Raw genomic sequence first — 12,467 nt, forward strand, 5'->3', positions numbered from 1 at the left:
TTTCAGGGTTTCCTGCATTTCGCGTTTTTTCGCCTGCAGTGCCTGAATATAGGAATTCAGTTCATTAATTTCGGCGTCGCTGTCGGCGATGCTTTTCTCAACCACGGGAATCATGGCTTCGATATCCATCTGGCGCGCAATCGCCGCTTCGGCCAGATCATCGCGGCCCTGAGCAACAGCCACTTCAATCTGCGCCTGCAGTTCAGCATGACGGCTGTTATCCGCGTTTAAACTTTTGGCGCTCAGATAACGCGCCGCTTCAACTTTGCCCAGCTGGGCACGGACATCGGCGATGGCGCTGTCGATTTCGCGGATCGCTTCTTCCATCACCATGGTCGGTGCGGCATTTTCTAGGCTGTCGACCAGAGAGTTGGCGGATGCCGACACCAGCCGGCCGATACGTTTTAATAATCCTTCAGACATGGTGTTACTCCTTGCGGTTGGCGCAATTCAGGTGAGAAAAATCCGTCAGCAGCTGCTGTTGCAGTTGCTCAGCCAGATCATTATTCAGCAGTGTACCGCCGCTTTGCGCCAGTAATGGCGGCAGCAGACGACGCAGCATATCGCTGACAACAGGAAATAAGTGCCGTTCGAGATCAGCAGCACAGGCTTTGCTGTCCTGCGACTGAATAATGGCAGCGCTTTCGGTAAGCAGATCAAAGACCGCTTCATTCAGGATGCTGCGATCAGATTCGGGGGATTTATAACGTGCGCGATACGGCGCCATGCTGTCACTGGCGGTAATAAACGAGCGGGCAAAACTTTCGGTGCCCACCGCTTCCCGCGCCATAGCAATCAGCTCGCGAACTTTATCGCTTTGGGTCAGCGCACCGTTCTGGCGGATGGCCATCAGATAGGCGTAATCGTCTTCCGATAAACGCACACTGATTGATTGTGACTTGCTGATCATGAGCTTCCCTGTTCATCTGCATACACAGTGAATACAAATGTATACAGCCTTGTTTACGTGGTCAATAAAAAATATTGAGCACGCAAACACACCACACCGGACCTCAGCGCTGAGGCCAGAGTGCTTCCCGTAAACCACTGGCGCGCTGCACCCGGGTATTCAGCCCCTGTTGCCAGCAGGCTGTGCCGCCAAACAGGCTGAAGGTCTTTTTCGCGCGGGTGATGGCGGTGTAAATCAGCTCGCGGGTAATAACGCTCTGCCACTGCTCCGGTAACAGCAGACACAGATGATCAAACTCCGAGCCCTGGCTTTTATGCACGGTCATGGCAAAGGCGGTTTCGTGGGCTGGCAAACGGCTGGGCAATAAATAGCGTACACCGCCGTCGGCATCCGGGAAGGCGACTTTTAACGTCTGCCTGCCCTGTTCATCCGTTAGCGGCAAAGCAATACCAATATCACCGTTATACAGACCGAGATCGTAATCGTTACGGCTGATCATTACCGGCCGGCCGGCGTACCAGCCGGAAGCCGAAGCACGGGTATCGATTAATCCCGCTGCCTGCAGTAAACGCTCAGTGCGCTGATTCACCTGCTCCACCCCATAAGGGCCCTGGCGCAGCGCCACCAGAATCTGAAAACGGTTAAAGGCGCTAAAAACATCGTTCGCATCGGCTTTATCCGCAGCAAAAGCGCGCAATGCTTCGGCGTAATCACGGTAGCCATCCATTAAGGTTTGCTGCCATTGCGGCTGTTGCCAGAACGGCTGCTCGGCCAGCGGATTCACTGCCACAAAACGCACATCGGCAAAATAGCGCAGCACCTGATCGGCACGTGCAATGTCACTGTTATTGACCGCCGCCGCCAGCTGGCCAATGCCACTGTCCGCAGTAAAACGATGGGATACCCGTAGTGACGCTACCGCATTCTGCATCGGGCTTACAGCTTCTTCTGTGACGGCCGTTAAATCAAAACCGGTCAGTTGCTGCAGACGTTGGGCAAAAGCGCTGTCCGGACCGTGCTGCACGCCGGCATCGCATAAATCCGCCAGCACACTGCCCGCTTCTACGGAGGCCAGCTGATCACGGTCACCGAGCAGAATTAAGCGGGTATCGGCGGCCAATGCCTGAAACAGGTGATACATCATCGGCAGATCGACCATCGAGGCTTCGTCCACCACCACGCAATCGAAGGGTAAATGGCGATTGGCGTTATAACGGAAGCCGCGTGGTGACCAGCCCAGCAAACGATGCAGCGTGTAACTGTCGTCCGGAATCTGTTCGGCAAAGGGCAGCGACTTTTCGCCGCTTTGCTGGGCGCGTAATTTGGCACCACGAATGGATTCCGTCATGCGCGCAGCGGCTTTACCGGTGGGCGCGGCCAGCGCAATCGACATTTGCGGATTCTGACTCAGCAAAGCACTGAGCAGGCGCGTCACCGTGGTAGTTTTACCCGTGCCCGGGCCGCCGGTAATCACCGCAAAATTACGGATACAGGCACTGGCGGCAGCCACTTTTTGCCAGTCAACCACGGCCTCTGAGCTAGCAGCCCCCGGATTAACAGCACCCGGCTCGCCGAACAATTGCGTCAGCGTGCTGGTCAGCTCCGTATCCTTTAACGCCGGTTCCTGCGCCAGGCGCTGGTGAATCTGGGTTAATACACCGCGCTCGTAGAAAAAATAACGCGCCAGATAGAGATTATTGCCATGGAGTACCAGCGGCTGCTGGGCGTAATCGCGAAATTCGCCAACGGCTGTTTTCGGCCTGGCTTCCGCCACATACACCGTACGGCAAGCAGCCAGCAGCGAACTGGCCAGTAACGAATGCTCACTCCAGAACTCGCGCCATTCAGGCAAGGCACAGGATGTCAGCGGCAAACACACCTGCCCCTTACCCAGAGCAACGCTGACCATCACCGACGCCATCGCCAGTAACTGCAGCGTGTGCGGTTCGGCGTCCGCCGACGCCTGCAATTCCCACTGCAGCATCTGCATAGCCACCTGACGGTCAATATCACGCAGGTTTTTCACTTCAATGTCGGGCAAATATTGCAACAGCAGCGGATTCATACACCGGCCTCCGCTTTATTATCAGTTCTGTTTCGCGCGCAGACAGAATCCGGTAACAGCGCCTGCCGCCAGCGTTGCAACGCATCAAGGTCGACAGCGTGGTAATACACGCCCGGCACCTGAGTCAGTGCGGGTGCGGCAAATAAATCCTGCTGTGAGGCAGCCGCATCATCGGCAACTAAACGCGGGGCGCCGACGCCCAGATGCATACCGCGCAGCCAGAAGTAATACACGCCGCCCAGATGCTGAGCCGGATCATAATTATTCAGACGCTGACGCAGCAGCTGATCAAGAGCAACCGTGTACAGCCAGGCCTGTAAATCATACTGATGATCGGCCATTGCCACCTTTAATGCCGCCGGGGTGTAGTCGTTAATACTGAAACCCAGATGATTGGATTTATAGTCCGCCACGTAATAGCGGCCGTTATGGCAGAAAATAAGGTCAATAAAACCTTTTAAATAGCCGCTTAAGGTATCGAAATGAAAGCGCCCGCTTTTCGCCGGGTCAGCTAACAGACGATTAATATCCGCCGCCTTAAGCTGCTGCACCGGCAGGTAAAATTCCATTTCATCGAGGCGATTGGCCGCAGAAATATCCGCTAAGGTGAATTGCTCGCCCTGATCATTCATCAGTGGACTGTTCACCACCGCCTGCATCCAGCCGGCAATGTTATTGATCTGCTTTTGTTTTTCCCCGGCGCCGGCTTCATCCTCACTGAGCGCTAAACCATAGTGGCTCAGTTCACGCTCGGTAATACTGAACAGCGATTCGCTATCGACAAAATCCCAGTGTTCAAAAATGGCGTGCAGACAGGTACCGGCGTTTGCGCCTTTGGCAAAGGTCAGTGCCGCTGCTGTGGCATCAAATTCACGCTCGCTGATTTCGTTCAGCAGCGCTGCGTCAATAAATTCGGAAACCGATTCATCGCTGTCTGATTGTTCACTGCTTTCATCCATCACCAGCACATCATCATGAGCAGTATGTCCGCTATGATCATCGGCGGTTAGCTGACTGTAACTGCTTACCCGCCAGCTATCCCAGCTATGCGGCTGGCACACTGCCGCCTGTGGCGCTTCCTGTACAACAGCCTGGCGACGCAGTTCATCTAGCGGCCAGTCCGGCAAATCGGTAATTAAACATTCAGTCGAGGCCGATTGTTTTAAGCCGGCCCAGTCAGGATCATTGTCTACGGCCAGCAGATAACCCAGTGCGGTTTGCGCAATGCGGGATTTTTTCTCCTTTTTACTTTTGCCATCCACCGCATCGGTCAGCCAGATAAAACAGCCCTGCACGGCACGGGTTAATGCCACGTACAGCAAGCGCAGAGACTCGGCCAGAGAATCGCGTACAGCCAGTGCTTTGGCTTCATCATCCGGTTCCAGATTGAGCACCATGCCGTCTGTTTCACTGAAATACTGGGTATCGCTTTTCGGGTTAGGCAGATAACTGTCGTCCCACAGGAACGGCAGCAGCACCAGCGGATATTCCAGACCTTTGGATTTATGAATAGTGACAATGGTGACCAGATTGGCGTCGCTCTCAAGGCGCAGCTGTGCTTCATCGCCGCTGCGGTTATCCGAGAAAATATGCTCACCAAACCAGCGCAACAGCGCTTCGTGGCCGCGCAAACGGCGGGCAGCACTTTGCAGCAATTCACCTAAGTGCATCAGGTTGGTAATGCGGCGTTCGCCATCCTGATGACGACGCAAACGCTGTGCGCGACCGTCTTCTTCCAGCCATTGCATAATGGCGGCCATAACACCGCGACGCTGCCATAGCTGATGGTAACTGTGGTTTTGCTCCAGCGTGCGTTCCCACGCCTGCTCATCGTTTAACAGGGCATCCAGCTGCGCGGCAGTTAAGCCCTGGGTTTCCGTAGCCATGGCCGTACGCAATGCACGCTCATCACTGGGATGAGCCACTGCCTGCAACCAGGCAAATAAATCCCGCGCTTCCAGACTGTCGTATACGCTGTCGCGGGTTAAAAACACACTGCCGATCTGGCGCGCAGATAACGCCTCACGGATTAACCCGGCCTGCTTGCGGCTGCGCACCAGCACGGCAATATCGCGCGCCTGCACCGGCTCATTACCCAACGTCGCATCACCATGCATTAAGGCATCAATTTTCTCGGCACACTGCTCTGCAGCGGTAAATTGCGCCCGGCTGCGTGAATATTCACCGCCGTCATGCCACAGCTGCAGCGGGGTTTGTTCTTCACCGGCAATTTTCAATGGCTGGCCGTCGGGTTTACCTGCCGCCGAGACATTAACGAACTGAATATCCTTATCGAATACAAACGGGCTGTCGTGCCCGGCAAATATCTGATTAACCCCGGCCACCAGCTGGCTATGACTGCGCCAGTTTTTTTCCAGAGTAAAGCGGCGTTCTTCGTCCAGCTGACGGCGGGCTTTGATGTAGGTAAAAATATCGGCGCCGCGGAAGCCGTAGATGGCCTGCTTCGGGTCGCCGATCATAATAAGGCCATGCTGACCTGCCTGCCCCTTCTGACCTGGCTGAGTCGCCAGCGCGTTGTCAGAAACCTCCTCAGCATCATCCTGCGGCGGATAAATGCGGTTAAAAATTTCGTACTGCTGCGGGTCGGTATCCTGAAACTCGTCGATCATCGCCAGCGGATATAAGCGGCGGATATGACTGGCCAGTAACTCGCCCTGCTCGGCACGCAGAGCATTGACCAATAAACGTAATAAATCATCCGGAGTTAAGGCGCCGGCTTTTTCCAGCAGCTCGAAATAACGCTCTTTAATGGCGTCCATCCACGCGGCTTCCAGCAGCAGTGCTAACTGGTTGGCCGCCTGCAGAAAATCCTCAGTCGCGTCAAAGGCCGCATGCTGCGGTAATTCGCCACCGTCTTTCAGCTTTTCTGCCATCGCGGCTGGCGTCATACGGTAGAGGTTTTTTGGCGCCGGCATATAAAAGCGTCCGGCAAAATAGCCGGCCGCTTCTTCTACCCAGTTCGGGGCAAAACGTTTGCTGTAGGATTTTTTATCCAGCCCGGAATCCGCAATTAACTGCACCACATCAGCCGCACTGATTTGCGACCAGGCGGCTTTGGCGGTCGTAAATGCGGCTTCGGCGCTTTGCCACGCCTTGCTCAGGCCATCAGCTGAAAGCGGCGGAATTACCGTCATATCCGGGCGGTTAATCCGCGCTTTAACTTTCGCCAGCACATCGTCCGGGGCGGCATAACGGCTGATTAAATAACGGCTCTGCTGTTCATTCAGGCTATAGGCCTGCTGACGCCAGATATCTTCACAGGCCTGCTGCAGGTAACTGTCACTGTCGAGCACCAGCTCGGCGCTGAATACCACTCCACTGTCGAAGGCAAACTGCTTAAGCATGCGCTGACAAAAACCGTGAATGGTATAAATCGCCGCTTCATCCATTAATGCCAGATTGCTTTGCAGCCAGGGTTTCAGTTGCTTACACAGGCTGTCGATATCGCTGTACCGTGCTTCAGCCAGTTGCTGTAAATAGCTCTGCTGCTGAGCGTCAATCGGCTGGTCGTTTTCCAGCGACAATAAATCTTCCAGCGTATCACGCAGGCGCTGGCGGATACGGCCACGCAATTCTTCGGTGGCGGCACGGGTAAAGGTCACCACCAGAATCTGATCACAGCCCAAACGCGGACGACCGTGACCAAGAATCAAACGGTTATACAGGCCGGTAATGGTAAAGGTTTTACCGGTACCGGCACTGGCTTCAATCAGCGACTGACCGTACAGCGGAAAATCAGGAATGGATAAGGTTTTCATGCGCCTTCTCCTCCACTGTAGCTGGCAGCGGAATCTTTATGCAGTTCATCGGTTTTTATGTGTTTTTTCAGACTGGTCAGCAAGATGCCCTGCTCAGCAAGCCACTGATCAAGCGACTGGCTTTGCAACTGCGCGACAAAATCCGGCAAACAGCGCTGTAAATAAGGTGATGCCAGTTCACCAAAATCCCGCTCGGCCAGTTTGCTGATTTCTTTTTGCATGGCATCGGCTTGCGCGTCGGTATCGTCAGCGTGTTTTTCGGCAAATAATTCCTGCGCCTGAATCAGACTCCACAGCGTATCGGGTAAATGCGCGATGGGTTTACACCAGCACTGCCAGTACCAGTCGACGGCCTGTTTAATTAAAGCCAGCGCAGTGTCCGGTGCGGGCAAGCCCAGCTGTATTTCCCGCAGCCAGGTATTACCCTTGTCTTTGCTTAAACCGAGCAGGCAGACATGACTGATACTCTGAGGAGAGAGAGCCGGCGCGGCCGCAGCCACCAGCAAGGCATCCAGCCAGGCCTGCAATAAATGTTTACCATAAATATCACCGACGCGGTGATACAGCAGATAACCGCAATCATCACCTTCATGGCGCACAAACGCCTGCTGTAATTCGCCCTGTACGGTGCAGTTTTCCAGCGGCACCGACAGCGCTTTAACGTCCATACGGAATTCGGATAATTCGACGATTTTCTGCGCCAGCGGACGCGAATAATCAATCAGATCATCGCTCCAGACTTTCCCCAGCGCATTCACCGGTAATTGCCCCAGCGCCTGCTGGCGGCGGGTAAAAGCCAGTTCATCGCTTAATTCTTCAGCGTGGCCCTGCTGAATATCGGCCATGGCTAATTGCAGCCAGTCGTCTTTCAGCTGATATAAATCCAGACCATTTAAGGCAAAGGGTTCTTCGGTTTCATGCTGCTGCCAGTACACATCGAACGAGGCTTTTAAGCGGCGGGTGACAAAATATTTAAGCGGGTCTGCCAGGGCCTGTTTCACGTCTTCCCAGGCAACCACGCTGGTATCGATATCGGCCGGAATGGCCAGCGGCTGACTGAAGAAATGATCGCTTTCCGACTCATGGCCAGCGCCCTGTTCAGCGGCGACATCCGCCCACACCTGCTGATAACTGCATACATGGCGCTTCAATAAATCGTCAGCCGCAAATGCCTGACGGTTATAGGGCTGCAGTGGCAGCTCTTCCAGCAGCCAGTGCAGCATCTGTTGGCGGCTTTGCTGGTGCGGTAAATCAAGATCCTGCTCAAGGGCAAAACCATCGCATAAATAATCGCGCAGTTCCGCCACCAGCACCGACGGCTGCAATTCGGCATTTTCACGCACATCGTGACCACGGTAACTGATGTACAGATAATCCTGTGCTGAACACACCGCCTCCAGAAACAGATAGCGGTCATCTTCTCGGCGCGAACGGTCACCGCGACGGCTGCGCCCGGCAACCATTAAATCGAAGCCCACCGGTGTTACCCGGCGCGGATAATCCTCGTCGTTCATCCCCAGCAGACACACCGCTTTAAACGGGATGGAACGCATCGGCATCAGGGTACAGAAGTTCACCGGCCCGGCGAGAAAACGCTGCCAGCCGCCCTGCTGCCCTAATTGTTCGTTAAACCAGCTGCGCACCACCGGTGCGGATAATTCGCCGTTAAAGCCAGCCAGCAATAATTCTTCCTGCCAGCGCTGAATAGCATCGCGGATACGCTGCAGCGAGTTCTGCTCAATACTGTCGGCCAGATACAGATCATCCAGCAGCCGCAGCAGCGACGCCGACCAGTCAGCAACATGACGCGGCCCGGCCGCAAACAGACGCTGCCAGTGTTCCAGCACGTCGATAAAGGCCATTAAATGGCCAAGCAATTCGCCTTCATTGCCTTCGGTGGCGGCCACCGGAAAATCGCCCATAAAATCCTGACGGCTGTCTGGTGTCAGATAACCCAGCAATAACTGGCGCAGACCTTTACGCCAGCTGTTCTGTTCAAACGCCGGCAAGCCCAGCTGCTGACGCTGTTCGCTGTTTAAGCCCCAGCGAATCTGCGCCTGTGCAAGCCAGTCTCGCAGTGCCGGCAGATCGTCTTCGCGGATATTAAAACGGCTGCGGATAGCGGATACATCCAGCCAGTCCTGAACTTCGGTAATCAGCAAACGCGAGTCACCCAACCCCAGCAGACTGAGGAAGCTGTCGATGAGCGGATCTTCCTGCGCCATCGACTGGTCGGCAATGGCCCAGGGAATACGGTACTCACCGCCCTGATCTGTGCGCGCCCGGCTGCTGGCAAACACCGCATCGATGTACGGTGCGTACTGGTCGATATCCGGCACCATCACCACGATATCGCGCGGTTTAAGGTCCGGGTCGTTATCCAGCCAGTGCAGAATCTGATCGTACAGGCGCTGCACTTCACGCAATGGGCTGTGGGCGCTGATTAAGCGCACGCTGCCGTCATCAGGCGCGATGCTTTGTTTAAAGTAGCTGTGCAACTGGGCCTCTTTGCTGAACGCGCCCTGTTGACGGTCAGTTAAAGTCAGAATGTCCTGCTGCAGGTGTGCCAGCAGCGTTTGTGATTCAGGTTCAAGCTCCCGCTCTAAATAGGCATCCACATCCTGAATACGGCCTTCATACTGCTCGGCGGTTTCGTGTACCAGCGTGAGGAAATCGCGCCCTAAACGCCCCCAGGAAGCGAGTAACGGATTACCGCTGTCCAGCAGGGTTTCCACCTCTGGGTTATCACGCAGAATGCGCATCTTCTGCCGTTCGCTGACGATATCGCCCCAGAAGTTTTTGCATGGATTCAGCAAAAAGAAATGCACTTCAATCACCGGCGAAATCGCCTGCAGCACCTGCCAGTAGCTGCCCGGCAACGCCGCAATACCAAACACAAACAACCGCTTGGGCAGATCGGCCAGACGTTCAGGATGGGCCTGCACCAGCTGTTCCAGCTCCTGCAGCAGGCGCGCACGGTGATCCAGCGAATGACCAAGTTTGGCGCTGTCGGCCACTAACGCCCGCCACACCAGCGGCTGCCACGGATGGGCCGACACCTGGGTATCGGCGACTTCATCCTCGCCCAGCTCCCAGCTCAGCAGCCAGTCCGGGCGATACACCAGATACTGGTCAAACACGTCGGCAATGGTCTGCGCCAGCTGATAGCACTTAACACCATCGGCATCGTTCTGCAGATAATGAGCAATGGCCTCACAACCCTCTTTCAGCGCCAGCTGTGGTAACAGACGCACCAGCTTCCACGCCATGATCTGCTTATCGAAATGGGAGCGTTCCGGCAGCTCCGGTTTCAGACGGTTAAACACCTGCCAGACAAAGCTTGAGGGCAGCGGAAAATCCACCTGCGCGGCGATCCCCAGCGAATCCGCCAGCTGCAGTTTGAGCCAGTGCGACATGCCCTGACTCTGCACCAGAATGGCTTCCTGACCAAAGGGGCCGACGGGCGATTCCTGCATCTGATGGACAAGAATGCCCTTAAGAATTTCAAGGTCGTTGGAATGATAGAGGCGGAACATGCTTTCCCTGCGGGCAAGTGGTTGGCAGGCCATAGAGTACCAGAGAAGACGGTCTTTGAGAGCGGATCACTTGCTGGCGATAAGCGGAATCTGGACAGGCCATAAAAAACGGAGCCTGACGCTCCGTTTTTATGTTTGCTGGTATTTTTTATCTGCGGATACGCTCAGAGCCCGAGCAGCGTCTCGCGCTCAACATAATCCACGCCCTGACTGGCCGCCACTTCGGCACTGGTCAGCGCGCCCTGACACAGGTTCAGGCCCATACGCAGATAAGGGTCATCACGCAGCGCCTGCTCAACCCCTTTACCTGCCAGCGCCAGCACAAAGGGCAAGGTGGCGTTGTTCAGCGCCTGCGTGGCAGTGCGGGCCACGGCACCCGGCATATTGGCAACGCAGTAGTGCACAACACCGCTGTCGACATAGGTTGGATTGCTGTGGGTGGTTGGCCGTGCGCTTTCCACACAGCCGCCCTGATCGATGGCGACATCGACGATCACCGCGCCGCGTTTCATGCTTTCCAGATGGGTACGCAGCACCAGTTTAGGCGCTGCAGCACCGGGAATTAATACCGCACCAATTACCAGGTCGGCTTTGGGCAGACACTCATCCAATACGGTGCGGGTAGAAAAACGGGTATGGATGCGGTTGCCGTACTGCTGATCCAGCTCGCGCAGCGCCTGCATCGAGGTATCGAGCACCGTGACCTGCGCGCCCATGCCCACGGCGATAGCCAGAGCATTTCGCCCCACTACCCCGGCGCCGATAATCACCACCTCGCCAGCCGGCACACCCGGCGCTCCGGCCAGCAACACCCCGCGTCCGCCGGCCTCCATCTCCAGACTGCGGGCACCGGCCTGAACGGCTATGCGTCCGGCGATTTCTGACATCGGGGCCAATAATGGCAGCCGCCCGGCTTTATCGGTGACGGTTTCATAGGCGATGCCTGTGGCACCGGTTGCCATCAGCGCCTGGGTCAGTGCCGGGTCCGGCGCCAGATGCAGATAGGTAAACAATGTATGCTCAGCGCTGATCAGGCTGATTTCTTCCGGCTGCGGCTCTTTGACCTTAACGATCAGCTCGGCGTTATCAAACACCTCCGCCGCAGTATCAACGACCATTGCCCCACAGCTCAGATAATCGTCATCACTGAAGCCAATGGCCGCTCCTGCGTTCTGCTGCACCCAGACTTCATGACCGCGATGCACCAGCTCGCGCACGCTGTCCGGGGTCAGACCAACCCGGTATTCATGGTTTTTAATCTCTTTCGGGACACCAATACGCATAAGCACCTCCGTAATATATAAAAATAGTGTAGCTGGGTCAGGGGCTGCTGGGCGCAGTAATCAACACCGACCAGACGACTGCGTACCAGACTACTGAACAGACCACCAGATTATGTTAATGAACGGCCGGAATCGTGCGTGTTTACGCGCCGGTATCAAAATAACGATGCGCAATCTGTCACCTACCAGGAAGAATATACCCTGTAAAATCAATGGGTTAACGGATCACTCAACGAGATAGTGCGCTAAGTGTAAAGACGATGGCGGAGTGATAGTGTGCGTGCGCGTTTATAGCCTGATAATGATATTACTAGCGGTACTTTTCGCAGCGGTAACAGTGGGTTAGACTCGGGACTTAAACAAGGACACAGGTGTGCAAGTGAGCATGCCTACTAAGAAACTGTCATGCTTCAAAAGGAGTTCGAAATGAGGTCTTTGCTATTCGCGGTTTTGGTTTTGACCTCTGGTCACGCGTTTGCTGCCGATACCTATGCGCTTTGCCAAGCGCAGATCGATCAAATGCGAGAGCTGACTTCCTACCCGATAGAAAATTTGAATGCGTACAAGGGGATGCTCGCAAAAACTACCTCATTAGAGGAGTTGGGGGAGTTGACCGGTAAAGACTATGCCCAGTTCGTTCCCATGGCCCAGAAACATCAAGGTATCACTCGAGCAGAGGCGGAAGTTAAAACGCTGGAGCTATTCAAGACCGTTGAGATAAGTGCATTGAGTCGGGCTATTAAATTCCACGGCCTTTCGGATGAGCAAACGTGGAGCATGCTTTTTGATAAGTGTGTTCAAGAAAATCAATAGCATAACAAGGCCAGGCACGGCGACGTCTACTACATTTCGGCTTCGCCTCCATTTCGTAGCCGCGCGTGCTGAGCGGCGTTA

General features: G+C 55.1%; 7 protein-coding genes. 1 reads left to right on the forward strand and 6 read right to left on the reverse strand.

Annotated features, from left to right (window positions below):
- The 6 genes from B3P58_RS04360 to ald form a co-directional block, all read right to left on the reverse strand.
- Positions 1-423 (reverse strand): PspA/IM30 family protein (locus B3P58_RS04360; protein ID WP_286716259.1); only part of this gene is annotated, 423 nt, incomplete at its 3' end.
- A gap of 4 nt (positions 424-427) precedes the next feature.
- Positions 428-910, reverse strand: a complete 483-nt coding sequence (locus B3P58_RS04365) for a hypothetical protein (RefSeq protein WP_286716261.1) — start codon at positions 908-910, stop codon at positions 428-430.
- Between the two features lie 103 nt (positions 911-1,013).
- A complete protein-coding gene (gene recD / locus B3P58_RS04370) occupies positions 1,014-2,975 on the reverse strand; it encodes an exodeoxyribonuclease V subunit alpha (RefSeq protein WP_286716262.1) in 1,962 nt (653 codons plus the stop codon).
- Positions 2,972-6,754, reverse strand: coding sequence for an exodeoxyribonuclease V subunit beta (gene recB, locus B3P58_RS04375; protein ID WP_286716263.1), 3,783 nt, complete (start codon positions 6,752-6,754; stop codon positions 2,972-2,974). Before recB ends, recD begins: the two co-directional genes overlap by 4 nt.
- Positions 6,751-10,290 carry an exodeoxyribonuclease V subunit gamma gene (gene recC / locus B3P58_RS04380; RefSeq protein WP_286716264.1) on the reverse strand — a complete coding sequence of 1,180 codons (3,540 nt, stop codon included), beginning with the start codon at positions 10,288-10,290 and terminating at the stop codon, positions 6,751-6,753. Before recC ends, recB begins: the two co-directional genes overlap by 4 nt.
- Before the next feature lie 164 nt (positions 10,291-10,454).
- On the reverse strand, positions 10,455-11,573 hold the full coding sequence (gene ald, locus B3P58_RS04385) for an alanine dehydrogenase (RefSeq protein ID WP_225691955.1): 1,119 nt from the start codon (positions 11,571-11,573) through the stop codon (positions 10,455-10,457).
- A gap of 426 nt (positions 11,574-11,999) precedes the next feature.
- Between ald and B3P58_RS04390 the strand changes: the two genes are divergently transcribed.
- A complete protein-coding gene (locus tag B3P58_RS04390; RefSeq protein WP_286716265.1) occupies positions 12,000-12,386 on the forward strand; it encodes a hypothetical protein in 387 nt (128 codons plus the stop codon).
- Positions 12,387-12,467: the final 81 nt, after the last annotated feature.

The organism is Thalassolituus sp. UBA2009 (genome assembly GCF_002335285.1).
Classification (GTDB): domain Bacteria; phylum Pseudomonadota; class Gammaproteobacteria; order Pseudomonadales; family Oceanobacteraceae; genus Venatoribacter; species Venatoribacter alkanivorans.

Bases quoted from the DNA above. Each gene is read 5' to 3' on its own strand.
- recD (WP_286716262.1), bottom strand. From the start codon at position 2,975: ATGAATCCGCTGCTGTTGCAATATTTGCCCGACATTGAAGTGAAAAAC.
- ald (WP_225691955.1), bottom strand. From the start codon at position 11,573: ATGCGTATTGGTGTCCCGAAAGAGATTAAAAACCATGAATACCGGGTT.
- recC (WP_286716264.1), bottom strand. From the start codon at position 10,290: ATGTTCCGCCTCTATCATTCCAACGACCTTGAAATTCTTAAGGGCATT.
- B3P58_RS04365 (WP_286716261.1), bottom strand. From the start codon at position 910: ATGATCAGCAAGTCACAATCAATCAGTGTGCGTTTATCGGAAGACGAT.
- recB (WP_286716263.1), bottom strand. From the start codon at position 6,754: ATGAAAACCTTATCCATTCCTGATTTTCCGCTGTACGGTCAGTCGCTG.
- B3P58_RS04390 (WP_286716265.1), top strand. From the start codon at position 12,000: ATGAGGTCTTTGCTATTCGCGGTTTTGGTTTTGACCTCTGGTCACGCG.